The sequence below is a fragment of the Mesorhizobium sp. WSM4307 genome, assembly GCF_007003945.1.
Taxonomy (GTDB): Bacteria; Pseudomonadota; Alphaproteobacteria; order Rhizobiales; family Rhizobiaceae; genus Mesorhizobium.
The window spans coordinates 158,848-182,731 of the sequence record NZ_VFTB01000004.1; the positions used below are offsets into that span (position 1 = coordinate 158,848).

At 63.5% G+C, this 23,884-nt stretch carries 25 protein-coding genes; 12 read left to right on the forward strand and 13 right to left on the reverse strand.

Annotation, left to right across the window (positions count from 1 at the left end):
• Nucleotides 1-6 precede the first annotated feature (6 nt).
• From FJV83_RS10800 to FJV83_RS10810, 3 genes are all read right to left on the reverse strand, one after another.
• On the reverse strand, nucleotides 7-1,656 hold the full coding sequence (locus FJV83_RS10800; RefSeq protein WP_142885089.1) for a thiamine pyrophosphate-binding protein: 1,650 nt from the start codon (nucleotides 1,654-1,656) through the stop codon (nucleotides 7-9).
• On the reverse strand, nucleotides 1,653-2,828 hold the full coding sequence (locus FJV83_RS10805; protein WP_095790786.1) for a CaiB/BaiF CoA-transferase family protein: 1,176 nt from the start codon (nucleotides 2,826-2,828) through the stop codon (nucleotides 1,653-1,655). The genes FJV83_RS10800 and FJV83_RS10805 overlap by 4 nt, the downstream gene beginning before the upstream one ends.
• A gap of 123 nt (nucleotides 2,829-2,951) precedes the next feature.
• Nucleotides 2,952-3,881 (reverse strand): alpha/beta hydrolase, encoded by a 930-nt coding sequence (locus tag FJV83_RS10810; RefSeq protein ID WP_142885090.1) that lies wholly within the window; start codon nucleotides 3,879-3,881, stop codon nucleotides 2,952-2,954.
• A gap of 184 nt (nucleotides 3,882-4,065) precedes the next feature.
• On the opposite strand from FJV83_RS10810, the gene FJV83_RS10815 reads away from it, so the two are divergent.
• A complete protein-coding gene (locus tag FJV83_RS10815; protein WP_142885091.1) occupies nucleotides 4,066-5,073 on the forward strand; it encodes a ribonuclease in 1,008 nt (335 codons plus the stop codon).
• Between the two features lie 43 nt (nucleotides 5,074-5,116).
• Here the strand turns inward: FJV83_RS10815 and FJV83_RS10820 are convergent, their stop codons facing one another.
• Nucleotides 5,117-6,403, reverse strand: a complete 1,287-nt coding sequence (locus tag FJV83_RS10820) for a GGDEF domain-containing protein (RefSeq protein WP_095790789.1) — start codon at nucleotides 6,401-6,403, stop codon at nucleotides 5,117-5,119.
• Between the two features lie 255 nt (nucleotides 6,404-6,658).
• On the opposite strand from FJV83_RS10820, the gene ettA reads away from it, so the two are divergent.
• From ettA to FJV83_RS10845, 5 genes are all read left to right on the forward strand, one after another.
• Nucleotides 6,659-8,308, forward strand: a complete 1,650-nt coding sequence (ettA, locus tag FJV83_RS10825; RefSeq protein ID WP_142885092.1) for an energy-dependent translational throttle protein EttA — start codon at nucleotides 6,659-6,661, stop codon at nucleotides 8,306-8,308.
• 46 nt (nucleotides 8,309-8,354) lie between these two features.
• Nucleotides 8,355-9,125, forward strand: a complete 771-nt coding sequence (gene tam, locus FJV83_RS10830) for a trans-aconitate 2-methyltransferase (RefSeq protein WP_095790791.1) — start codon at nucleotides 8,355-8,357, stop codon at nucleotides 9,123-9,125.
• A 104-nt stretch (nucleotides 9,126-9,229) separates the two neighbouring features.
• Nucleotides 9,230-9,565, forward strand: coding sequence for a hypothetical protein (locus FJV83_RS10835; RefSeq protein WP_095774030.1), 336 nt, complete (start codon nucleotides 9,230-9,232; stop codon nucleotides 9,563-9,565).
• Nucleotides 9,566-9,696: 131 nt separating this feature from the next.
• Entirely contained in the window at nucleotides 9,697-10,818 is a 1,122-nt protein-coding gene (locus FJV83_RS10840; protein ID WP_095790792.1) for a beta-ketoacyl-ACP synthase III, read from the forward strand.
• Between the two features lie 289 nt (nucleotides 10,819-11,107).
• On the forward strand, nucleotides 11,108-11,524 hold the full coding sequence (locus tag FJV83_RS10845; protein ID WP_142885093.1) for a GFA family protein: 417 nt from the start codon (nucleotides 11,108-11,110) through the stop codon (nucleotides 11,522-11,524).
• Between the two features lie 27 nt (nucleotides 11,525-11,551).
• Here the strand turns inward: FJV83_RS10845 and FJV83_RS10850 are convergent, their stop codons facing one another.
• The 3 genes from FJV83_RS10850 to FJV83_RS10860 all read right to left on the reverse strand — a co-directional run bounded on the left by FJV83_RS10850 (nucleotide 11,552) and on the right by FJV83_RS10860 (nucleotide 13,056).
• Entirely contained in the window at nucleotides 11,552-12,118 is a 567-nt protein-coding gene (locus FJV83_RS10850) for an isoprenylcysteine carboxylmethyltransferase family protein (RefSeq protein ID WP_095773913.1), read from the reverse strand.
• Nucleotides 12,119-12,216: 98 nt separating this feature from the next.
• Complete coding sequence (locus FJV83_RS10855; RefSeq protein ID WP_142885094.1) at nucleotides 12,217-12,615, reverse strand: glyoxalase/bleomycin resistance/extradiol dioxygenase family protein; 399 nt, start codon at nucleotides 12,613-12,615, stop codon at nucleotides 12,217-12,219.
• 18 nt (nucleotides 12,616-12,633) lie between these two features.
• On the reverse strand, nucleotides 12,634-13,056 hold the full coding sequence (locus FJV83_RS10860; protein WP_095773915.1) for a hypothetical protein: 423 nt from the start codon (nucleotides 13,054-13,056) through the stop codon (nucleotides 12,634-12,636).
• 196 nt (nucleotides 13,057-13,252) lie between these two features.
• Here FJV83_RS10860 and FJV83_RS10865 point away from each other — a divergent pair, with 196 nt between their 5' ends.
• Together FJV83_RS10865 and FJV83_RS10870 are read left to right on the forward strand one after the other, a co-directional pair.
• Complete coding sequence (locus FJV83_RS10865) at nucleotides 13,253-13,810, forward strand: TetR/AcrR family transcriptional regulator (RefSeq protein WP_281409084.1); 558 nt, start codon at nucleotides 13,253-13,255, stop codon at nucleotides 13,808-13,810.
• A gap of 17 nt (nucleotides 13,811-13,827) precedes the next feature.
• Nucleotides 13,828-14,445, forward strand: a complete 618-nt coding sequence (locus tag FJV83_RS10870; RefSeq protein ID WP_142885096.1) for an MOSC domain-containing protein — start codon at nucleotides 13,828-13,830, stop codon at nucleotides 14,443-14,445.
• Between the two features lie 66 nt (nucleotides 14,446-14,511).
• Here the strand turns inward: FJV83_RS10870 and FJV83_RS10875 are convergent, their stop codons facing one another.
• Both FJV83_RS10875 and FJV83_RS10880 read right to left on the reverse strand, forming a co-directional pair.
• The gene (locus tag FJV83_RS10875) at nucleotides 14,512-15,351 is read right to left on the reverse strand and encodes an SDR family oxidoreductase (protein WP_142885097.1); all 840 of its coding nucleotides are present in this window, start codon (nucleotides 15,349-15,351) and stop codon (nucleotides 14,512-14,514) included.
• 133 nt (nucleotides 15,352-15,484) lie between these two features.
• Nucleotides 15,485-16,447 carry a D-amino acid aminotransferase gene (locus FJV83_RS10880; protein WP_142885098.1) on the reverse strand — a complete coding sequence of 321 codons (963 nt, stop codon included), beginning with the start codon at nucleotides 16,445-16,447 and terminating at the stop codon, nucleotides 15,485-15,487.
• A 158-nt stretch (nucleotides 16,448-16,605) separates the two neighbouring features.
• Between FJV83_RS10880 and FJV83_RS10885 the strand changes: the two genes are divergently transcribed.
• The gene (locus FJV83_RS10885; protein ID WP_095773919.1) at nucleotides 16,606-17,115 is read left to right on the forward strand and encodes a hypothetical protein; all 510 of its coding nucleotides are present in this window, start codon (nucleotides 16,606-16,608) and stop codon (nucleotides 17,113-17,115) included.
• A 5-nt stretch (nucleotides 17,116-17,120) separates the two neighbouring features.
• Here the strand turns inward: FJV83_RS10885 and FJV83_RS10890 are convergent, their stop codons facing one another.
• Nucleotides 17,121-17,435 (reverse strand): DUF2293 domain-containing protein, encoded by a 315-nt coding sequence (locus tag FJV83_RS10890; protein WP_095773920.1) that lies wholly within the window; start codon nucleotides 17,433-17,435, stop codon nucleotides 17,121-17,123.
• A complete protein-coding gene (gene tsaA, locus FJV83_RS10895) occupies nucleotides 17,432-17,956 on the reverse strand; it encodes a tRNA (N6-threonylcarbamoyladenosine(37)-N6)-methyltransferase TrmO (RefSeq protein ID WP_142885099.1) in 525 nt (174 codons plus the stop codon). The genes FJV83_RS10890 and tsaA overlap by 4 nt, the downstream gene beginning before the upstream one ends.
• A gap of 193 nt (nucleotides 17,957-18,149) precedes the next feature.
• Here tsaA and FJV83_RS10900 point away from each other — a divergent pair, with 193 nt between their 5' ends.
• On the forward strand, nucleotides 18,150-19,172 hold the full coding sequence (locus tag FJV83_RS10900) for a metalloregulator ArsR/SmtB family transcription factor (RefSeq protein ID WP_095773922.1): 1,023 nt from the start codon (nucleotides 18,150-18,152) through the stop codon (nucleotides 19,170-19,172).
• On the forward strand, nucleotides 19,172-20,089 hold the full coding sequence (metF, locus tag FJV83_RS10905) for a methylenetetrahydrofolate reductase [NAD(P)H] (RefSeq protein WP_095773923.1): 918 nt from the start codon (nucleotides 19,172-19,174) through the stop codon (nucleotides 20,087-20,089). The genes FJV83_RS10900 and metF overlap by 1 nt, the downstream gene beginning before the upstream one ends.
• A 521-nt stretch (nucleotides 20,090-20,610) precedes the next feature.
• Here the strand turns inward: metF and FJV83_RS10910 are convergent.
• Nucleotides 20,611-21,528, reverse strand: a complete 918-nt coding sequence (locus tag FJV83_RS10910) for a DMT family transporter (RefSeq protein ID WP_095773924.1) — start codon at nucleotides 21,526-21,528, stop codon at nucleotides 20,611-20,613.
• Nucleotides 21,529-21,830: 302 nt separating this feature from the next.
• Here FJV83_RS10910 and FJV83_RS10915 point away from each other — a divergent pair, with 302 nt between their 5' ends.
• On the forward strand, nucleotides 21,831-23,051 hold the full coding sequence (locus FJV83_RS10915) for an alanine racemase (RefSeq protein WP_142885100.1): 1,221 nt from the start codon (nucleotides 21,831-21,833) through the stop codon (nucleotides 23,049-23,051).
• On the opposite strand, the gene FJV83_RS10920 is transcribed toward FJV83_RS10915, so the two are convergent.
• Nucleotides 23,048-23,779 (reverse strand): SDR family oxidoreductase, encoded by a 732-nt coding sequence (locus FJV83_RS10920; protein WP_142885101.1) that lies wholly within the window; start codon nucleotides 23,777-23,779, stop codon nucleotides 23,048-23,050. The genes FJV83_RS10915 and FJV83_RS10920 overlap by 4 nt on opposite strands.
• Between the last annotated feature and the right edge of the window lie 105 nt (nucleotides 23,780-23,884).

A 23,884-nucleotide genomic window follows, 5' to 3' on the forward strand; every position in this document is an offset into this window, starting at 1 on the left:
TTTGGATCACGCCTTGTCGCGGATCTGCGTCATCGTGCGGGTTGGCGTGATCGCTTCGGGGTCGAGCCTGATTTCGACGATGGCCGGCTTGCCGCTGGCGCGGGCTCGCACGAAGGCCGGCGCGAAATCCGCCGTCTTCTCGACCGTCTCGCCATGGCCGCCATAGGCGCGTGCCAGCGACGCGAAGTCGGGATTCCTGAGATCGGTGGCGACGACGCGGCCGGGATATTCGCGTTCCTGATGCATGCGGATGGTGCCGTAAATGCCGTTGTTGACGACGATCACGATAATCGGCAGGTCATATTGCACGGCGGTGGCGAACTCCTGGCCGTTCATCAGGAAGCAGCCGTCGCCGGCAAAGGCGATAACGGTGCGATCCGGATAAAGCGCCTTGGCGGCGACCGCGGCCGGGGTGCCGTAGCCCATCGAGCCGGAGGTCGGCGCCGCCTGCGTGCCGAAGCGGCGAAAGCGGTGGAAACGATGCACCCAGGTGGCGTAGTTGCCGGCGCCGTTGGCGAAGATGGCGTCGTGCGGCAACTCCTGTTCCAGATACGTCATGATCGGGCCCATCTGCACGTCGCCCGGACCCGTCTGCGGCGGCGTCGACCATTCGAGATAGGCAGCATGTGCTTTGGCTGTCTCGGCTGACCAGGATGGCGTGCCGGCGGGCTTGCGCTTGGCAAACGCCTCGACGAAGGCGGCGGGCGAGGCGTTGATCGCCAGCGTCGGCCGGTAGACGCGGCCGAGCTCGCCGGCGTCGGCGTGGACGTGCACCAGCGCCTGGTCGGGGTAGGGGCTTTTCAGCAGCGTATAGTCGGAGGAGGGCATCTCGCCCATGCGCCCGCCGATCAACAGCACGACGTCGGCCGCCTTGATCTGCGCCGCCAGTTTGGGGTTGATGCCGATGCCCACGTCGCCGGCGTAGTTCGCGTGAAGATGGTCGAACAGCATCTGGCGGCGGAAAGAGCAGCCGACGGCAAGCGACCATGTCTCCGATATGGCGCGCATGCGCGCAACCGCTTCCTCATTCCAGCGTGTGCCGCCGAGGATGACGAATGGTCGCTTGGCGCCGTTGAGCAGCATTTCCAGCGCGTCGAGTTCGGCCCCGCCGGGATAGGTCTCGACAGGCGTGTGGGGGAGCGCTTCCGGAGCCTCGACCTCGCTGGTCAGCATGTCTTCGGGCAGCGAGATGACGACCGGGCCAGGCCGGCCCGACGTCGCGACCGCGAAGGCGCGGGTGACGAATTCGGGGATGCGCGAGGCGTCGTCGATCTCGACCACCCATTTGGCGATGTCGCCGAAGAACTTCTTGTAGTCCACCTCCTGGAACGCCTCGCGTTCCTTGGCATGGCTGGCAACCTGGCCGATGAACAGGATGAGCGGCACCGAATCCTGCATGGCGATGTGGATGCCGGCGGACGCGTTGGTGGCGCCGGGGCCGCGGGTGACGAAGCAGATGCCGGGCTTGCCGGTCAGCCGGCCCTGGCAGTCGGCCATCATCGCGGCACCCCCCTCCTGGCGGCAGACGATGGTGCGGATCGATGAATCGTGCAGCGCGTCGAGCACCGCCAGATAGGATTCGCCGGGCACGCAGAAGATGCGGTCGGTGCCGTTCGCTTCCAGCGCCTCGACGATCAGTTGTCCACCGGTCTTCATTTCGCTGATCTCTCCAGTTCGGCAAGGATTTCGTCGGTGTGTTCGCCCAGGCGCGGCGAAGGGCGCTCATAGACCAGGGGCGTGCCGGACATCACCATCGGCGCGCGCACCGAGGGCAGAAGATTGCCATGGCCGTCGTCGAGGTCGAGCCGCATGCCGCGTGCGATCGTCTGCGGGTCGGCGAACATCTGGCCGATCGTGTTGATCGGGCTCGCCGGCACGCTTGCCGCTTCCAGCCTTGCCAGCAGCGGGTCGCGATCGAGCGTGCTCAGCGCCTCGACGATGCGTTCGCGCAGCTTCACCCGGTTGGCGACCCGGGCCGGATTGGTGGCGAAGTCGGGATTGGTCGACAGTTCATCCAGCCCGACCGCTGCACAGAATTTGGCGAACTGACCGTCATTGCCGACCGCAAGGATAATGTGGCCGTCCCGGACCGGCACCACCTCGTAAGGCGCGATGTTCATGTGCGCGTTGCCCATCTGCACCGGCGACTTGCCGGAGACGAGATAGTTGAGGTTCTGGTTGCCGAGCGCCGAGATCTGCGTGTCGAACAGCGCCATGTCGATATGCTGGCCTTCGCCGGTCCGGTCGGCATGGCGCAACGCGGCCTGGATGGCGATGACGGAATAGAGCCCGGTGAAGATGTCGGAGATGGCGACGCCGGCCTTTTGCGGCTCGCGGCCGACCTCGCCGGTGATCGACATCATGCCGGCCATGGCCTGGATGATGAAGTCGTAGCCGGCGCGCGGCGCATAGGGCCCGTCCTGGCCGAAGCCGGTGATCGAGCAATAGACGAGGCGCGGGTTGATCTTGCGCAGGCTGTCATGGTCGAGCCCGTATTTCTTCAGGCCGCCAAGCTTGAAATTCTCGATCAGCACATCCGAGGTCGCGACCAGCCGGCGCACGGTCTCGGCGCCCTCCGGCGTCGAGAAATCGATAGCGATGGAGCGCTTGCCGCGGTTGCAGGAATGGTAATAGGCGGCCGACAGGTTCTCGCCGTCATGGCTCATGACGAAGGGCGGGCCCCATTTGCGGGTGTCGTCGCCACCATCGGGACTTTCGACCTTGATGACGTCGGCGCCGAGATCGGCAAGCAATTGCCCGGCCCATGGCCCGGCGAGGATGCGGGCGAGTTCGACGACGCGGACGCCTTTCAGGGGTGGTTCGGCCATAAATCACCGTGATTGCCGCAATCACCATGATTGCCGCGAAAGCAGAGCCTCTATCAAGCCCGGCATCGGCTGTCACGGCCCTTGCAATAGGCCAACGGGCCGGTTCGAAAAGGATGCAGGTCGCTATTTCAGCACGCTGTCGGCCCAGGTGGCGAAATCGTTCATGATGATATCGCGGTTCACCTCGTTCAGGCTTTCGTGGCGGGTGTCGGCGTAAACCTTTGAAACGAGATTCGAAAAGCCCATCCCGCGCATGCGATTGGCAAGGTGGATGATGCCCTTGCCATGGTCCGAAGCGGGATCTTTCTCGCCGCCGACGACGGCGATGGGAAGGCCGCGCCGGACGCCGGCGAAGGCGGCATCCTTGCCGCCGTTGATCGCCATCGAGACCACGTCGCGCCACATCGACACGGAGGCATCCCAGCTGCACAGCGGATCGGCGATGTATTTCGCCACCTCGGCCTCGTCGCGCGACAGCCAGTCGAACGGCGTGCGGTGATTGGGCACCGCCTTGCCCCAGGCCTGAAAGGTGAGTTTCGGCAGCAGGCGGGACGGGACGTCGGAGCCCAGCCGCATCCGCTCCCAGGCGAGAATGCCGAGCGCTACCTGCCCAAGCCGCCCTTGTGAGAAATTGCCGTTCCAGATCGCGGCGGCATGGATGCGCGGGGAGTGCTCCAAAAGGTAGTTCAGTGCCACCGACGCGCCCATCGAATGACCGAAAAGGATGACCGGCAGGTTCGGGCATTCGCCGGCGATGAGATCGTGGATGGCATTGACATCGGCGATCACCTTGGCCGGGCCATCCTCGTCGGCGAATTTGCCGAGCGGCGCATCGGAGGCCTTGGTCGCGCCATGGCCGCGATGGTCATGGACATAGACGTGGAAACCTCGCGCGGAGAGAAAATCGGCAAAGCGGGCATAGCGCGCGGCGTGCTCGGCCAGGCCGTGGTTGATCTGGACGACCGCGCGCGGCTTGCCTTCAGCGCGGCTGACGAGGAGATTGAGGTCGGCGCCGGTCGGTGAGCGGACCATGCGTTGCTGATTGAAAGGCATGGCCGCCCGCTCTCCCCCTCGTTTTTATCGTTGTTGGCTTTGTTTGCGCCGCCGCCGGTTACGCGTCAATCCACAGCAAATGCTTTTGCGCGACGATGTTTCTTGCGTTCGACCCGCAAAATATCGCAATTCTGACATGGAGACAGCTTCAGTCTGTCGCCCACTTCTCAGCCGGGGATTTCTCATGCGCATTGGTGTCGTTTTCGGATTGGCTATGCTGGCGGTATCGCTGGCCAATGCTGCGCATGCCGAAGTCAAGATGAGCGGCACCTTCGTTGCCGATGCGGCCTGTCCGGCAACGCAAGCCATCAAGAACGGCAAGAACCCCGGCAACGTCTCGACCGATGCTGGGCAGAGCTACCAGCTGCTTGCCGGCAACAAGGACGCGCCGACGCATTATCTGATCCTGGTGCCGCGCGCCGATCCGGAGCGCCGCTGGGTGAAAGTCACTTGCGGCCATCTGGCGGGCAGCAGTGCCGCGACAGCGCCTGCGGCACCTGGCGGACAAGGCAAGCCGGCCGCCTCGGGGAAGCCCGAATATGTCTTCGCACTGAGCTGGCAGCCGGCTTTTTGCGAGACCAAGTCGAGCAAGACCGAATGCAGGGCGCAGAACCCGAATGAGTTCGACGCCACCAACTTCACCTTGCATGGGCTGTGGCCGCAGCCGAACGGCAATTTCTATTGCCAGGTGGCGGCCAGCGACAAGGCCAACGACAATCCTGCTCACTGGAAGGATCTGCCGCCGGTCAATCTGGACGCCGGCACCCGCAAGGAGCTCGACCAGGTGATGCCGGGCACGGCCTCCCAGCTGGAACGGCATGAATGGTTCAAGCACGGCACCTGCTACGGCAAGAACCAGCAGGAATACTTCTCCGACGCGCTTAGCCTGATGCGACAGGTGAATGCCTCGCCGGTGCGCGAGCTCTTCGCCAAGACCATTGGCGGCAAGCTGACGGCGGACCAGATCCGTGGCGCCTTCGACCAGGCCTTCGGCGCCGGGGCCGGGGATCGTGTGCGGGTGTCCTGCGTCATCGATCCCTCGAACGGCCGGCGGCTGATCGGTGAATTGACGCTCGGCCTTGCCGGCCCGATCCGCCCGAACAGTTCGCTCAAGGACCTGTTGCTGGCTTCCGTACCGACCAACAAGGCCGGTTGCCCGATAGGCACCGTCGACGCGATCGGGTTCCAGTAAGCACAGACGGCTGGCCGGCATTGCGCGACAGAGAAATCCTCGATCAGAACTGCGCCGACTTGGTCCAGGCGATGGCGGCGTCCGGCTCATGGCCGCCGGGCTCGCCGACGACGCGGTCGCGTCCGGTCGACTTCGCCTTGTAGAGGCGCTGGTCGGCGAGGGCGAACAGATCGGCAAGACAGCGCGTCGTTTCGCTGACGGTTGAAACGCCGGCGCTGACGGTCAGCTCGAAGCGGCTGGCCACGGGCGATGCCTTGACGGCGTAACGGATGCTTTCGCCAAACAGCCTGGCGACCGGATGCGGGCGCGAACTGAGGATGGCGAACTCCTCGCCGCCGATGCGAAACACCTGGTCTTCGGCGCTCGCCACTTCGCGGAGCAGGGCCGCGATCGCTTTCAGCACCTTGTCGCCTTCGGCATGGCCGAACCGGTCGTTGATCGACTTGAAATGGTCGACATCGATGATCAGCAGGCTGAGGGGCTTCGCCGTGCGCAGGCTGAGCTCGACGGCGGCTTCACCGTCTGCGTCGAAGCGGCCGCGATGCAGCAGGCCGGTCAGGCCGTCGCGGCCGACATGCTCGACCAGCGCTTCATAGCGCTCGCGATAGGTCAGCGTTTCGAAAATGTCGGTCAGCCCGCGCGGCAGCGCAATATCGCGGGCCTCGAACCATCTGAGGTAGGCCACGAGCATGCCGCTGAAAGCCAGGGCCGCCGCCATCTTGGCGAACCAGCCGCCGAAGAAGACAGCGATCGGCGCGCCGGCGACGAAATGAAGCGCGGTGAAGAAGCCCGCCTGGTCGAAGGTCAGCACGCAGGCGACGCAGATCAGGATGCGCGCGAACTGCGCCTTGCGCAGGGTGCGCCCAAGTCTTTCATAGAGCAGGACGATCAGGATGGCGTCGATGAACAGGAGGGTCGTGCCCCACACCATCAACCAGCCCATCTCGTCGATGAAGCCGATATCGGGCAGCTTGCCGTCGGGGAGCGGCGCTATGGCGTGCAGGCGCAAGAGCAATACCAGCCCGATCATCACCGCATTGCCGAGCAGCAGGCCATAGATGGGCTGGCGCACGGTGGCGGCGTCCTCCTTGATGTAGAGCAGGAGCAGCATCACCAGCTTGCCCGAAAACAGCACCGCCGAGCCCGGCGAGACCAAGCCGAACGGCAGTGCGACATAAAAGACGCTGGCGAGATAGGTTTCCAGGAAATGCATGACGCCGAGCGCGCAGACGAAGACGCCGAGACCAATGCGCTTGCGGAAGCGGAACAGCGTCACCATGACGCTGAAGTAGACGACCGCTTCGGCAAGGAGCAGGAAACTGTTCAGCACTGCCGTCGATCCGCTTTCTCTACTGGAATCGCGGCCAGCCAGCGATTCCACCCCGATCCTGTTTTGACGCGGAAGAGTTAACCGGAGATTTCAACGCGGTTCGTGAGCGCGGAAAACTTCGGTAGTCAGCACACACTTGCCCGTGTGTTCAGCCTGATCCGGCAAAAGCGATTGCCGTTCGCCGCCGCATCGCCTACATAGCGGCCAACCTCCATTCAAATCGACAATTCAGTCAGTTTTTCAGGGAAAGCGCGCGTGGCACGCCAGTTCATCTATCACATGTCCGGCCTGTCGAAGGCCTATGGCACCAAGAAGGTGCTCGATAATGTTCATCTGTCCTTCTATCCGGACGCCAAGATAGGCATTCTCGGACCCAACGGTTCGGGTAAGTCGACCATCCTGCGCATCATGGCCGGGCTCGACAAGGAGTTTCAGGGCGAGGCATGGCTGGCCGAGGGCGCCACGGTCGGCTACCTGGCGCAGGAGCCGCAGCTCGACAACTCAAAGACCGTGCTTGAAAACGTCATGGACGGCGTCGGCAGGAAGACCGCCATCATCGAGCGCTATAACGAGCTGATGATGAATTATTCCGACGAGACGGCGGACGAGTCGGCCAAGCTGCAGGACGAGATGGACAGGCTCAACCTGTGGGATCTCGAGCAGCAGGTCGAGATGGCGATGGACGCGCTGCAGTGTCCGCCTGGCGATTCCGAAGTGACCAACCTGTCCGGCGGCGAGCGTCGCCGCGTGGCGCTCTGCCGGCTACTTCTGGAACAGCCCGACCTGCTTTTGCTCGACGAACCGACCAACCATCTTGATGCCGAGACCACGGCGTGGCTGGAAAAGCACCTGCGCGACTATCCCGGCTCGGTGCTGATCATCACCCACGACCGCTACTTCCTCGACAATGTCACCGGGTGGATCCTCGAGCTCGACCGTGGCCGCGGCATTCCCTATGAGGGCAACTACACCAAATATCTCGATGCCAAGGCCAAGCGCCTGATCCAGGAAGGCCGCGAGGACGACGCCCGTCAGAAGTCGATCTGGCGCGAGCGCGAATGGATCCAGTCCTCGCCGAAGGCGCGCCAGACCAAGTCGAAGGCGCGTATCAAGGCCTACGAGGAACTGCTCGAGCAGTCGCAGAACCGCAAGCCGACCGACACGCAGATCGTTATTCCGTCGAGCGAGCGTCTCGGCAATGTCGTCATCGAGGTCGAAGGCCTCAACAAGGGTTTTGGCGACGAGCTTCTGATCGAGAACCTGTCGTTCCGGCTGCCGCCGGGCGGCATCGTCGGCGTCATCGGCCCGAACGGCGCCGGCAAGACGACGCTGTTCAAGACCTTCACCGGCCAGGAAAAGCCGGATGCGGGCACCGTGCGCATCGGCGAGACGGTCAAGCTCGGTTACGTCGACCAGAGCCGCGACGCGCTCGATGCCAACAAGACCGTGTGGGAAGAAATCTCCGGCGGCGCCGAAATCATCAAGCTCGGCAAGCACGAGATCAACAGCCGCGCCTATTGCTCGTCCTTCAACTTCCGCGGCGGCGACCAGCAGCAGAAAGTCGGCAACCTTTCGGGCGGCCAGCGCAACCGCGTGCATCTGGCCAAGATGCTGAAGGGCGGCGGCAATGTCCTGCTGCTCGACGAACCGACCAACGACCTCGACACCGAAACTCTGGGAGCGCTGGAAGACGCGCTCGAAGCCTATGCCGGCTGCGCCGTCATCATCAGCCACGATCGCATGTTCCTCGACCGCATGGCGACGCACATGCTGGCCTTCGAAGGCGACGCGCATGTCGAATGGTTCGAAGGCAATTTCGAGGAATATGAGAAGGACAAGCTGCGCCGCCTCGGTGCGGAAGCGGCAGCGCCGCACCGCATGACGCACAAGCGGCTGACGCGGTAGGGGATCGCTAGGGCGGTGAACTCTCAAAGCCACGTGAGGAGCTCAAATGGCTGATTGGTCCGCCGCCCAATATCTGAAGTTCGAGGATGAGCGCACGCGGCCGGCGCGCGATCTGGCCGCGCAAGTGCCGGTCGACTTCCCGCGCCGGGTCGTCGACATAGGCTGCGGGCCTGGCAATTCGACCGAGCTTCTGGTCGAGCGCTGGCCGGATGCGCAGGTGAGTGGCTTCGACACCTCTCCCGACATGATCGAGAAGGCGAGGGCACGCCTGCCCAATGTCAGTTTCGACCTGGCGGACGCGTCGACATGGCAGCCGGCCGAACCGGTCAATGTGATCTTCGCCAACGCGGTGTTTCAGTGGCTGCCCACGCATCCGGCGGTGTTCCAGCGGCTGATGGGCTTTCTGGCGCCTGGTGGCGCGCTGGCCGTACAGATGCCGGACAACCTGCTTGAGCCTTCGCATCAAGCGATGCGGGAAACCGCCGCCGAAATGCCGTTCGCCGACAAGCTCAAGGGTGCGGCGCGCGGACCGTTGCCGCCGGTGTCGTTCTATTATGACCTGCTGTCGCCGCTCTCCGACCGGCTGGATATCTGGCATACGGCCTACAACCATCCCCTGGCCGACGCCGAGGCGATCGTCGAATGGGTGAGATCGACCGGGCTGAAGCCGTTCCTCGATCCGCTGGACGCCGACGAGCGCAAGATGTTCCTGGATAGTTACACGGCCAAGGTCAAACAGGCCTATCCCAGAATGGCGAACGGCAAGGTGCTGCTGCGCTTCCCGCGTATCTTCATTGTCGCCAAGCGGGCCGGCTAGATTATCCGCTTCGCCTGCGGTCGATTGCCGTGGCTTGAGCCGGTTTCGCCGTCATGCCCAATTCACCGCGTGGGGCCATGATGGCCGCGTGGCAGGGGGAAATGATGAGTTTGAAAAGATTGCTTTATGGCGGCGGCGTGTGCGCGGCCGCCCTTGTGGCGTTCTCGGTTTCGGCGCAAGCCAAGCGGGCGCGCTGCTTCACGTCGGATGATGGGTATTTCCCGTGCAGCTACCGCACGATCGATGATGCCGGCAGTTTCCGGATATCGGCGCCGGGTTACCCGACCTATGTGCTGGAGATCGACGGGCCGGGCTTTGCCTATGGCTATGTCAATCTCGGTCGCCGCAACGTGCCGCTGCCGGGGCAGTTCGTGCGCAGCCGTGACGACGGCGCCTGCTGGAACAACCCGCAGACCAACACCAAGCTGTGCGCCTGGTGAAATCCCGGTTCAAGTCCGCCTCAACATTTGGTTTAAGCCGGCGTAAACCGGCCGGATGAGAAAAGTGTTGCGCCGAAGCGTTTCGGCGCCCACATGAAGCCGCAACGCCTGCGGATGGGACGGACTGAAACATGCATCGCGTCATCATCAGCGGCATCGGCGCTGAAATTCCTGAAGCTGTCATCACGAATGAAGAACTGGTCGAGAGCTTCAACAGCTGGGTCGACACGGAGAATGCGCGCCGTCAGGGCACCGGAGAGGCGCTGCTGCAGAAATCCGACAGCGACTTCATCGTCCACGCCTCGGGCGTGAAATCCCGTCATGTCATCGAGCGCGAAGGCATTCTCGACCCGACCCGCATGACGCCGCGCATTCCCGCGCGACCCGACGATGCGCTGTCGCTGGAGGCCGAGTTCGGCATCGCCTCGGCCAGGAAGGCGCTCGACCATGCCGGACTTGAACCGTCCCAGATCGACCTGATCATCTGCTCGGCCTCTCACCACCAGCGGCCCTATCCGGCGATCGCAATCGAAATGCAGGAAGCGCTGGGCACCACCGGCGCCGGCTTCGACATGGGACTTGGCTGTTCGTCAGCGGCGGCCGCGCTTCACATGGCGGTCAATCTGGTGCGCTCGGGCGCGCACAAGCGCATCCTGGTGACCACGCCGGAAATCATCACCGGACATCTCAATTTCCGCGACCGGCAGACGCATTTCATCTTCGGCGACGCCTCGGTGTCGATGGTTGTGGAGGGGCTTGCCCAGGGCGACAAACGGCCGGGGCGCTTCGAGGTGCTGGACACGCGGCTGTGGACGCAGATGTCGAACAACATCCGTACCAATCTCGGCTACCACACCCGCACCGCCCAGGATGATCCCTACATGATCAATCTGGAAGGCAATCTGATCAAACAGGTCGGCAACAAGGTGTTCAAGGAAGTCACCGTCGCCGGCCAGAAATTCATCGTCGAATTCTTGGCCGAGCACGGACTGACGCCGCAGGCGATCAGGCGCTTCTGGCTGCATCAGGCCAATGCGCGCATGAATGCGATGATCCTGAAACTGTCGTTCGGCCACGATGTCGATAACGATCGCGCGCCGATGGTACTGGAGCGGCTGGGCAACACGGCGGGCGCCGGCGCCATCGTCGCGCTGTCGGAGAACCATGCCGACATGAAACCCGGCGATTTCGGCTTGATCTGCGCCTTTGGCGCGGGGTATTCGATAGGCGGCGCTCTCATCCGGATGCTTTAACGTGTGCCGATATTCAGGTGATGCCGGCCTGCAAACGAAGGCTTTCTGCGCTTCCGGCCTTCGCCGGCCGAAGCAGTCATGAGTGGTCGTGCAGTTAAGGCTGCGGCCGGCGTAGGCCGGTGCTAACGTACTTAAGTACGCTCCGCTCCGGTTCTCGAAAACCATCTGGTTTGGTCGCTTCTCACCGTTTTCCACTGCCGTTCAACCTGACTTGACCCTCGCACAGCCTGTGTCGGGGGTATCCGAGCTTGGATCAACGCGATCCCGTTTCCAGAAAAGGAGAGTTGCAATGGTCGATGCCCGATGCAGTTGCGGTGCCCTCATGCTGACGCTGGCAGGACCATCAAAACTGGTTGTCGCCTGCCACTGTCTCGACTGCCAGCGCCGAACCGGGGCCCCCTTCGGCGTCGGCGCCTTTTATCCGGCCGAGGCCGTTGCCATCTCCGGAACCGCGAAGGGATTCACCCGCGATGCGGCAAGCGGCGGGAAGGTGCACAACTACTTCTGCCCCAACTGCGGCTCGACGGTCTATTGGAAAGCCGACAGGCTGCCAATGATGATCGGCGTCGCCGTCGGGGCGCTGACCGACCCGAACTGTCCGCCGCCAGTCCGGTCGATCTTCGAGCAATCGAAACATGATTGGGTTCAAATCGACGGTGCCGTCGAGCATTTCCGGCAAGGCAGCGGGGCGAAAAAATCGGGCTGAGCTGTCGTTCCAACGCACCTTGGCGTGTCAGGCCGGCGTAAAGGGAACCAACATCGGCACCCGCCGCGCGTAGTCGTCATAGGCGGGGCCAAGTTCGCCGCGCAGGAAGCGCTCCTCGAGTCTTGCCTTCATGACGATGCCGATGGTGAGGAGTGCGACACCAGCAATGCCCCAGACAGTGCCTTTCGCCATCATGGTGGCGAGGAGCGCCAGCAGCAATCCTGTGTAGATCGGGTGGCGAACGAGGCCGTAGGGGCCGGTATCGACCACGCGGTGGTCTGCCTTGGCGGTGACCGAGGCCGACCACAGCCTGCCCAAATGAATACGCGCCCACCACGAGAAGATGAGACCGATGGCGATCAGGGCAATGCAGGCCCAGGCCTCCGCCAGGGTCGGAGTCCACAATCTCAACCTGCCTTCATAGCGGTGCGCCGGGACGAACAGCAGGACGGTGCCTGCCAGCCAGAAGATGCGATAGCGGACCTCTGCGCCGATGGTGGCGCGTTTTTGAGCCGGATCAGCCCACATGGCGGCCGCAATCCAGGTGACCACCCAGATCAGCCAGAGCAGCGCGATTGCCGTCGCGGGGCGCATGAGAACCTCCACAGTGTCTCGCCAACATGAAAGCGATCCGACGCGGCGGCAATGCGGCACCAATTCCATTTCCGGTAAGAAGATCGTGATCCTTCGCCTTATTGACCCGAGCAACTGAACATCCACTGCACGCCATAGGCGTCGACCAGCATGCCGAAGCTGGTTCCCCAATATTGCCGCGCCAGGGGCACGGTGATGCGGCCGCCGGCAGCCATGCGGGAGAAAAGCTCCCGCATGGCTGCCAGGTCGTCGAATTCCAGCATCATGGCAGAGCCTTTCATCGGCTCGGCATCATCATTGTCGGAGGCATGGAACAGCACGCCCGGACCTTCGAAGCGCGCATGCAGGATTTTTCCGCGCATGGTTTCGGTTCGCACCGGCATGCCGCTATCACCCCAGCGCAGCAGGATGGTTCCCCGGCCAAGGCCGCACTGTTCGTAGAAAGCCAGTGCCGGCTCGCAGTTGGTGGTGAAGAACAGCGAAGGGGAGAGCCGCATCACATCTTCCCTATGAAATCAGTGCGCGGCGGCGGTGGCGGCGGCAATGAGTGCGTCGCCGGTATATTGCCTGTCGCCGATGCCCCAGCCGCCGTCGGGCGCGTTGACGATGTTGATCCAGGTGTTTTCGGGCTTGTGCCCGGCCACGCAGAGTTCGGCGACGATGCCGGCGGCCGTAGTGATGAAGGCGTTGCGAGCCTCGATCGAGCCGAGGGCGATATTGGGCAATTTCAACTCCACCATCACGACAGGCCTGTTGGCGCCGCCGGCATAGATGTGGCGCGACGGCAGGATGTGGACCGTGCCACCGACGATGGCGGTGAAGAACGCATTGCCGGTGGCGCCGGAAGCTTCGATGAGGGCGGCGCTGAGGCGCGGCAGGATCTCGCGCTCTCCGGCCTCTGTCAGTACGCCTTCTGGCGCGGTCACGGTGATGGGCATTTGGTCTCTCCTTGTCCTTCGGCTGCACGGCCTTGCCGGAAGATCGTCTTCCGGCTTGCCATGTTTCGTATCAATTGTTACGTTATGTGTAGCGAGCAAGTCAACAGGTTTCGTATCGATCACTATGGATAATTTGGAAAAGGCCAGGGGTGGTCGTCCCCGCGCGTTCGACCCGGACCGGGCGCTGGATGCGGCGATGCATCTGTTCTGGGAGCATGGCTATGAGGCGACGTCGCTGGCCATGCTGCGCGAGGCGATGGGGTTGACGCCGCCGCAGATCTACAACGCCTTCACCGACAAGGAGACCTTGTTCCGCAGGGCGCTGACGCGCTACCACGAGACGGAGATCGGCTTTGCGCTGGACGCGCTGAGCGCGTCGGTGCCGACGCACGAGGCGATCCGGCTGCTGCTGCTGGGCGCGGCGGAGGCCTATTCAAGGCCCGGCAAGCCGGGCGGATGCCTTTTCGTCAGCGGTGCGCTGGCGGCCTCGCCGCAGGCGCAGGCGATTGCCGATGAACTCAAGTCCTATCGCAAGGCGAGCGAGGCGGCGATCGCGCAGCGCCTCGCCAAAGGCCAAGTGGCGGGCGACCTGCCGGAAGGCTTCTCCGTCGAGAGCTTCGCCAAATATATCGCCGGCGTCATGAACGGTATGTCGATCCAGGCGCGGGACGGCGCATCGGCCGAAGAGTTGCGCATTATGGCCCAAACCGCTCTTGCGGCCTTGCCGCCCGAAGAGCAAAAACGGGGAGCATGATTCAAGGACGGAACGCCATGCTGGATCTCTTCCCCGAAGCCGAGAAGCCGGTCGAAATCGTCCCGGCAAAGAAGCTTTCCGCCCGCGCCGCAGCGCTCTATGTCGCGCTGGCGGATCATTTCCAGACGCGGCCGGTGGAGGAATTGCGCCTTGGCTTCGACGGCATTTTGGGCGATTTCCACGCGGGCGCAACGCGGCGCTCGGGCGGGCGCGAACCCTGGTATCCGCGCGGCACCGAAATGCGCAACGAGCGGCAGCTGTCGATCGTGGCGGCGGACGAGCTGGCCATCGTCGCCGGGCGGATGGGCCTTGCCGAGATCAAGCCGGAATGGATCGGCGCCAATCTGGTGGTCGAAGGCGTGCCGCATCTGTCGATGCTGCCGGCCGGCACGCTGCTGTTCTTCAAGGATGGCGTCACCCTTAAGGTCGACGCCCAGAACGGACCATGCCGCATTTCCGGGCGATCGATCGCCGAAAATGCGGGAATGGCCGACATCGAAGCCGGCGCGCTGCTGTTTCCCAAAATGGCCAAACGGCTGCGTGGCGTGGTCGCCTGGGTCGAGAAGCCCGGAACGATCAGGGCCGGCGAAGAGATTTCGGCGCGGGTGCCGGAGCAGTGGATTTATCAGGCATAGCCGCGCGGTTGCATCGTGACCGAAGGGCTACGCCGCTGATGAGCGGCGTAGCAAAATGCCGAAGCCTCAGCCCTTGCGGTTCTTGTTGGCGCCTTGCGCCATGACGGACACGTGGTCCCACTTGTCCCAGGTGGCGAGGCGGTTGGCGTATTCCTGACGGATCATCGGCAGGCCGCCGTCACCGAAGAACACCCGCAGCGGCGGCTCGGCGGCGTCGACGATGGCCAGCATTGCCGGACCTGTCGCCTCGGGATCGCCGGCGACCGAGTTGGCGCGGCGCTCGGCCATCTTGGCGCGGGCGGGCGCATAGGCCTCCATCGGCTTGGACACCTTGGCTGAGGCGCCGGACCAGTCGGTGGAGAAGCCGCCCGGCTCGACCAGCGTGACATGGATGCCGAATTCCGCCACCTCGATGCTGAGCGACTGGCTGAAGGCTTCCAGCGCCCATTTCGAGGCATGGTAGAGGCCGAGCGAGGCAAAGGCGTTGACGCCGCCGATCGACGAAATCTGGATGATGTGGCCGGACCGCTGGGCGCGCATGATCGGCACCACGGCCTGCGTGACCCAGAGGGCACCGAACACATTGGTTTCTATCTGGTCGCGGGCTTCCTGCTCACTGACTTCCTCGATGGCGCCGAAATGGCCGTAGCCGGCATTGTTGATGACGACGTCGAGCCGGCCAAATCGCTTGTGCGCCTCGGCGACGGCGGCATCGACGGCTTTCTTGTCGGTGACGTCGAGCTTGATCGCGGCGATGTGGTCGCCATATTTCTCGACCAGATCGGCGAGCGTGCCGGCGTCACGGGCGGTCGCGGCGACACGGTCGCCACGCGCCAATGCGGCCTCGGCCCAGACGCGGCCAAAACCCTTCGACGATCCGGTGATGAACCAAACCTTGTTTGTCATGATGTGGAATCCTTGCCCTTGCGGGCGCAATTTTTGGATGAAAGCGGAGGCTTCTCCGCTTTCGGGCATATACGGCCTATCGCGTGATTTTCCAGGGGCGAGGGGAAATCTTTTTGAACAAGACGTCCCTTGATCAGCGATAACTCACCTGAGACGACCAGGCCGGATCGTCGTGCTTTTGCCAGTAGAGCGCCATCAGCCGGCCGGTAACAGGCCCGACCTTGCCGTCGGCGATCGCCGCGCCATCGATCTCAGTCACCGGCATGATGCCGCCCGCGGTCGAGGTGATGAAGACCTCGTCGGCCGCCGTGAGTGCTGCAACGCTGACATCGGCGGCGGCGGCGACAAGACCTTCGTCGGCGCAGAGATCGAAGACGGTGCGGCGGGTGATGCCAGGCAGCACGCCGATGGCCGGCGTCGACAGCTTGCCATCCTTGACGCAGAAGACGTTGAAGCCCGGACCCTCGGCGACATTGCCGTTGAAGTCGAGAAGGAGTGCGGTCTCGGCACCGCGGTCATAGGCGTCGTAGAGGCCGCGCACCAGATCGAGCCAATGGTAGTTCTTGATCGACGGATCGACCGATGCCGGCGGGATGCGCACCTTGTCGCTGATGGCGACGCGCAGGCCGCGCTGCAGCTGTTCGGCATTGGCGACCGAACCGAACGGCACGGCGAAGGCCATGAAGCGGTTGATCGCCTGGCGCGGATCGCGGCTGAAGGTTGGCGATGCGCCGCGCGTGCACAGCATTTCGACATAGGCGGCGCGATGGCCTGAAAGGGCGACGCAATTGTGCAGGATATCGGCCACGCCATCCCTGTCGAAGGGGATGGTCATGCGCAGCTTGTCGAGCCCGCCGAAGAAGCGGTCGAGATGCAGATCGAGGCGGAAGAAGCGGCCGTTCCAGACATGCACCGTGTCATAGGTGGCGTCGGAATGCAGGAACCCCCAATCCAGCACCGACACTTTGGCTTGCGACATGGGCAGATACTGGCCGTCGAGGAAGGCGATGCCGTCGGGATAGGTGTGCGGGTCAACATGGCGGTTGCCGACCGTGGGCAGTGGTTTTGTAGCCTGTGTGGCCGTCGTCTGGTCCATCGGGGCCTCCTCGCGGGCAGGGCGGGTCATCAGCCTACCGGCCCGGGACAGGAGGCATAGAGCCAACCGCCCGGCACCGTTCGTCCTCCATGACGGTCCTAGCCGATACACCGGATTGGAATTGCCTTATGATCGGATGGCTTGGAATGGGAGGGGATATGGGCAGGCTTGGGACCATCATCGCAGCCATGATGATTTTCGCCGCCACGGGCGAGGCCAGCGCGCAGTGCGTGAAACAAGGCGACGAACTCTGCCAAAACGGCCAGACCTATCGCTGCGAGAAGACCGGCAGCGAGTTGACGCCGATCTTCCAGAACCTGCCTTGCACGGTGAATGCGCCGGCGCAGACACTGACCGGCACCTGGGTCGGCAGCGGCCACCAGAGCCCGGCGGGTGATGCCGGCGCCGACTGGTCGATCGCCATGACGATCAGGAATGACGGCGCGTCGATCGATTATCCGTCACTTGGCTGCGGCGGATCGCTGTCGCAGACGTCGAGGGACGAGACGTCGGCGGAATTCCATGAAAGCATCACCTATGGCCAGGACACGTGCATCGACGGTGGCGACATCACCGTCCGCTTCTTCAAGGGAAACCTGTCCTGGACCTGGGTCGGCCAGGCCGATGGCCAGCCTTACAATGCGATCGCCGTGCTGACGCGACAATAGCCGCTTCATTCCTCCTCGTCGTCGGCGTCGAGCAGGCGTGTCGCGCGCCAGCGGGTGAGCACGATGTTGGTCTTCTCGATGACGAAGAAGCGGGCGGAGTCGCGGTCATAACCCTCGGCCAGCAGCTTTTCATAGTCGGTGTGCATGTGGCGGATGTGGGCAATGGTTGCCAGCCACACGGCAATGCCTGGCGGCAAGGTCTTCATATGCACTGCGCCGGCATCCGCACGGATCTTCTCCATGTCGGCATAGGGCGCCAGCGGCAGAAGTGCGGTTAGCGCCTTGGCGATGGCGCGGCGGCGGCCGGTCGGTGCAGTCATCGCTCCCCGCGTCCCTCGATGATCGCTTCCGGTATGGCGTCGGTCGAGGCGAAGTAAGGTTTGACGTCGATGACCGGCGTGCCGTCGAGCACGTCGATGGCGTCGAGATCGATGCGCCCGGTGGCGATGTCCAATCCGACGAGCCTTGCCACATGCAGGCCGACCGGGTTCGGCCGGGCAGGGGAACGCAGGCCGAATACGCCTTTTGCTTCAGCCGCATGGCGGGGTTTTTGCACAATCAGATTCCGCGGCGCGTGGTGCAGCCAGGACAGGATGATGACATGGCTGGCGCGCTCCAGGCCCTGCAAGCCAGGGCGATAGGGCGCGTCGATGGTCAGCACCGCCGGCTGTCCGGTCTCGCGCGCCGTGCGCATGTTTTTCGGGCAGCTCTCCCTTGTCGTCCAGGGCGAGGCGATGCGGCCGATGAAGACGACGCCGGCATCCGCCGGCATCGTTGCCGGATCCAAGCCCAGCCTCTGCTCGCCTTCGCGTGCCTCGAACATTTCGCGCGGCCCCGTCATTCTGCCCATCTCCGTGCTGCTGCTGTCATTGTCCCAGGACCGCTACACATTTTTGGGCGGCGCGCACCGGAAAATCACGCATGCGGCATTTTCTTGTCCGGAAGCGACATAGCGCTTGCAAGGTTTTGAAAACCGACATAAACATATGTTTATATCTTTTTCAAAGTGAATGCGCTGAAAAGAGAATACGCTGATGCATGTTTCGCTCGACACCATGGTGGATACGCTGAAGGCGGCGGCCGAATCCAGCCGCCTGCGCATATTGGCACTGTTGTCGCGTGGAGACCTCACCGTTTCCGATCTTACCGAAATTCTCGGCCAGTCGCAGCCGCGCGTTTCGCGGCATTTGAAGCTGCTGCTCGAGGCCGGGCTGATCGACCGCTACCAGGAAGGATCATGGGCCTTCTTCCGCCTGTCGGATGCCGATTCCGCGCGCGACTTCGTCATGGGGCTGGTTTCCAGCATTCGCGGCGCCGATCCGCAGGTCGAGCGCGATCTCGAACGCCTGGCCTCGGTCAAGCGCAAGCGGCAGGACCGGGCGGCCGAGTATTTCTCGGTGAACGCCGCAAGCTGGGACCATATCCGCTCGCTGCATGTGCCGGACCGTGCGGTCGAGGCGGCGATGCTGAAGCTGGTCGGCAAGCGGCCGTTCCAGTCGATGCTGGATCTCGGCACCGGTACCGGGCGGCTCCTGGAAATCTTCTCGCCGCTCTACCGGCGCGGTGTCGGCATCGACATGTCGCGCGAGATGCTGACCGTGGCGCGTGCCAATCTCGACAAGGCCGGCGTTTCGAACGCGCAGGTGCGGCAGGGCGACATCTTCTCGCCGCCGGTCGAGCGTGACGCTTTCGATCTCGTCACCATCCACCAGGTGCTGCATTATCTCGACGATCCCGCCCGCGCCATCCACGAGGCGGCACGGCTTTTGCGGCCGTCGGGCCGGTTGGTCATCGTCGACTTCGCGCCGCACACGCTGGAATTCCTGCGCGAAGAGCACGCGCATATGCGGCTCGGCTTTTCCGACCGGCAGATCAGCGAGTGGTTTGCAGAGGCCGGCCTCGATCTCGAGGATGCCCAGGAATTCGAGCCGCGCGGCGGCAGCGAGCCCAGGCTCACCGTCAAGCTCTGGCTTGGCCGCGACCGGCGCCTGCTGATCGCCGACCCTGCCAATGACAGCCAGCAGACCAAAGTGAATTCGATAGGGGAAATCGCCTGATGAACCAGTTCCGCTTTTCCCGCCGCCCCGACATTGGCGACAAGGTCAAGGTTTCCTTCGAGTTCTTCCCGCCCAAGAATGACGAGATGGAGGCGCGGCTGTGGGACACGGTCACAAGGCTGGAACCGCTGAAGCCGAAATTCGTCTCGGTGACCTATGGCGCCGGCGGCTCGACGCGTGAGCGCACGGCGCGCACCGTCGGCCGCATCCTGAACGAGACCAGCCTGACGCCGGCCGCGCACATGACGTGCGTCGATGCCGCCCGTCATCAGGTCGACGCGGTGATCCAGGAATTCGCCGATATGGGCGTCAAGCGCTTCGTCGCCCTGCGCGGCGATCCGGCCGCGGGCGTGGGCACCGCCTACCGCCCGCATCCGGACGGCTACGCCAACGGCGCCGAACTGGTGGGCGCGCTGAAGGAAGCGGGCGATTTCGACATCTCGGTTTCGGCCTATCCGGAAAAGCATCCGGAAAGCCCGGACTTCGCCACCGATATCGACATGCTGAAGCGCAAGGTCGACAATGGCGCGACGCGGGCGATCACCCAGTTCTTCTTCGACAATGATCTCTACGAGCGCTATGTCGAGCGCGCGCGTCGCGCCGGCATCTACATCCCGATCGTTCCGGGCATTTTGCCGGTGCATAATTTCACCCAGGTCGCCAATTTCTCGGCGCGCTGCGGCGCGCTGGTGCCGGCATGGCTGGCCGAGCGTTTCGACGGCCTGCAGAACGATCCGCAGACCCATGCGCTGGTGGCATCGGCCGTCGCCGCCGAACAGGTGCTCGACCTGGTCGAGCGCGGCGTGGGCGACTTCCACTTCTACACGATGAACCGCGCCGACCTCGTCTTCGCCATCTGCCACATGATCGGCATCCGCTCGCACGAGGCGGAGGTGGCGGGCTCGGCTGCTGCGTGAGGTTTAATGCATGTTGCCCAAAAGTGGCCCCGGCTTTGGGAGAATGACATGCATAAAAACAAAGACTTAAAGTGCGTCGCATGAATCCGTTCAGACGCGACGCGCTTCAGCCTAAACAGCAAAAGGCCGGGTAAAAACCCGGCCTTTCGAATTGTTTAGACTATCTGGTGCTGGTCTTCCCCGTCTTGGCGGGTTCAGGGAAGGACGCCCATAATGAGGGCGCCGATGAAAGCAAACGCAGCACAAATCATCAATGCGTTGATTGGCCTCGTAAGTCCCATGACATAGCCTCCTCTTAAAGAGCTATGCCTGAGAGTCTAGGTCCATTTGTGCCACAGGCAAGCGGAAAATGTGCTGCATTGCGACGTGATTGTGAAATTTGCGACTCTGGTTTTGCCGTTAGCCGTTGAAACTCTTCGGCAAAAACCCGCTTCATGCCTGTGAATAAATTATGGCGGGGGCGTGTCGATGCTGTGTCATGGCAGCGCTACCGCCGCGAAAGTCGGCTTCGATTTTCGCGCCTAACGCCGTCCAAGGACACGTCCGTCGATTGTGAGAAGACCGAGGCCGATCAGCACCACGCCGCCGATCTCGAACAGTTCCAGCCGCTCGCCCAGGAAAAGAAAACCGAGCAGCATGGCGCTGGCCGGCACGATCAACGTGACCAGCGAGGCGTTGGTGGCGCCGGCCGAGGCGACGAGGTTGAAATAGAGGATGTAGGCGAAGGCGGTGGAGAGCAGCGCCAGTGCCAGCACCGCCGCCCAGACTGGCGGCGAGGCCGAAAACAGGCCGGCGGGGCCGTGCGCCAGCAGAACGACCGGTATCATGATGATGGTCGAAGCGGTCAGCTGCCCGGTGGCGATGACCGGCGAGGGCACGCCCTTGAATCGCCGGGCGACCATCAGCGCGACGGCATAGGACAGCGACGCGCCGATCAGCGCGAACTTCGCCCAGACAGGGCCGCCAAGCCCGGCGAGCAGGCCGGGACCGATCATGACGGCGGTGCCGGCGACGCCGAGCCCAATGCCGGCGAGCTTGTTCCAGGAGAGCTTTTCGTCCGATGTCAGCGCGTTGGCGAGGATCAGCGTCCAGAACGGCGTCGTCGCGTTGAGCACCGAGGCGACGCCGGCGCCAAGCTCGGTCTGGCCGGCGAAGATCAGCGAGAAGGGGACGACGTTGTTGGTGAAGGCCAGCAGGAAGAACAGGCCGGCATGTGGAAAGGCAAGGCGGAAGGATGGGCCGCGCAGGCCGAGATAGATCTGCAGCGCGATTGCCGCTATGGCGACGCGAAACAGCACCAGCACCAGCGGGTGAAGCTCCGCCACCGCGATGCGGGCGAAGAAGAACGAACCGCCCCAGATGGCGCCAAGCAGCAGCAACTGCCCCCAGTCGGCGAGGGTCATCGGTCCGCGTGGTGCGGATGTGGCGGCAATTGCCATGTAGATCGTCCTCCCCCGACATGCCGGCTCGAATGTCAGCCGGCCAGGCACAGGCATATCGGGTCTGCCGGCAAGCGCCACCCGAAACCTGATCGCTGGCAGACGACGCTGCCAAGACTACCGCCGCGGCGTCAGGTGCACGAGACACAGAATTGTTTTCATTGCAGCGCCGCGCGTCCTCGGATGCTGCAAGACTCATATTTGGCGCATGATCCTTTCCGAAAGTCGAAATCGACTTTCGGGGTCATGCGCTAGCCGCTAGCTTGGATTAATTGTGCGCAGCCGAGATCGAGGATTCGTCAATGCAGCGATTCGAGAATGCCCGCGAGGCGGCACTGGCGCTTCGTCCCGACGATCCGGTCTATTGCTTCCGCCCGCAGGTGCTGAAGGCCGATGCCAGGCAGTTCATGGGCATGTTCCCCGGCAAGACCGCCTATGCGGTCAAGACCAATGGCGAGCAGATCGTGCTGAAGACCTTGGTCGAGGCCGGCGTCACCGCCTTCGACGTCGCTTCGCCCGGCGAATTCGCTGCCGTGCGCGCCGTCTCTCCCGATGCCGAGATGCTCTACATGCACCCGGTCAAGGCGCAGTCCGACATCAAGCTGGCGCTGGAGAAGTACGCCATCCGCGTCATTTCGCTCGACCATGAGGACGAGATCACCAAGCTGACGCGGGTGGTGCGGGCGCTCGACATCGACCCTGGCTCGATCAGCGTGTTCGTGCGCATCCAGACGAGAGGGTCGGCGGCCTACGAATTGTCGAAGAAGTTCGGCGCCGGGCCGGCCTATGCCGTGGAGCTGGCAGAGCGGCTGAACCGCACCGGCTACAAGGTCGGTCTGTGTTTCCATGTCGGCAGCCAGATCGAGGATCCCGATACCTATGAGCGGGCGCTGGCCTCGGCCGACTGGGTGCGCAACCGGCTGACCTTCGACATTGCCGGGCTCGATGTCGGTGGCGGCTTTCCAGCCGAATATGGCCACGATCCCAACCGCAAGCAGATCGAGATGCCCTCGCTCGGCCAGATCATGTCGCGGCTCTCCGGCGACCTGAAGGAATATCAGTTCGACCAGATGCCGCTGGTGGCCGAGCCGGGCAGGGTGATCGTGGCGCGCTGCCTGTCGCTGATCGTGCGCGTGCTGCTGCGCAAGGGCAAGCGGCTCTACATCAACGACGGCATCTGGGCATCGCTGTCGGATTCATGGACCGGCAAGATCACGCTGCCGGCGCGCTTCATCCCCGATCCGGCGATCAGGACCCGCAATGGCGCTGAAAAAAACATCGTCCCGTTCAAGGTCTGCGGCGCGACCTGCGATTCCGTCGACATCCTGTCCAGGCCATTCTGGCTGCCGGAAACCGTCGATACCGGCGACTGGATCGAAATCGGCCATATCGGCGCCTATTCGCTGTCGCTGAGGACCCGCTTCAACGGCTTTTACCCCGACACATTCGTCGAGGTGACGACACCGTTCGACGAAGGCGACGCGCCGCAGGGCTTCGCCAGCCTGGAGACGATGGCGGATTAGGCCACGCCACCGCCGGCCTGGATGTTCTCGCCGGTCAGCCAGCGGGCGTCGTCGCTGGCCAGGAAGACCGCGACATCGGCAACGTCGCGCGGCGCGCCTATCCTGCCGAAGGGCGACATTCCGGCGGCCACGGCGCGATCGCGCTCTGGAAGCAGGTCCGTGTCGGTGAAGCCCGGCGACAGCGCATTCACCGTGATGCCGCGCGGCCCGAGCTCACGCGAGAGCACGCGGACGAACTGTTCGACGGCGCCCTTGCTGCCGAGATAGAGCGCCGTCTGCGTGAAGAACATCTTCGTGCCGCCGGTGGAGACGGCGATGATCCGGCCGCCATCGCGCACCCGGCGCGCTGCTTCCTGAAGCGTGAAGAAGGTGCCCTTGGCATTGGTGCCGAAGACCTGGTCGAAATCGGCTTCCGTCACCTCGGTCAGCGGCTTGATGACGGCGACGCCGACATTGGCGACGACGATGTCGATTGCGCCCAGCCTGCTCTCGGTCTCGTCAAACAGACGGCGGACATCGGAAACGCTTGATATGTCGGCCTGGAGGGCAATCGCCTTTCCTCCCTTGCTGGCGATGCCGGCGACGACCTCATCGGCGGCTTTCCGGTTGCCGACATAGTTGACGGCGACGGCAGCGCCCTGGGCGGCGAGGCCTTCGGCGATGGCCCGGCCGATGCCACGCGAACTGCCGGTGACGATTGCGGTTTTGCCGTGCAGAGACTGGGACATGATCAATTTCCTTCAACCATTCTGGCCGGCGGCTTTGCCTGCGATGTGGCCGATGGCTGAGAAATAGCGGCATGCAATTGATCAGATAATGACCTATTATCTGAT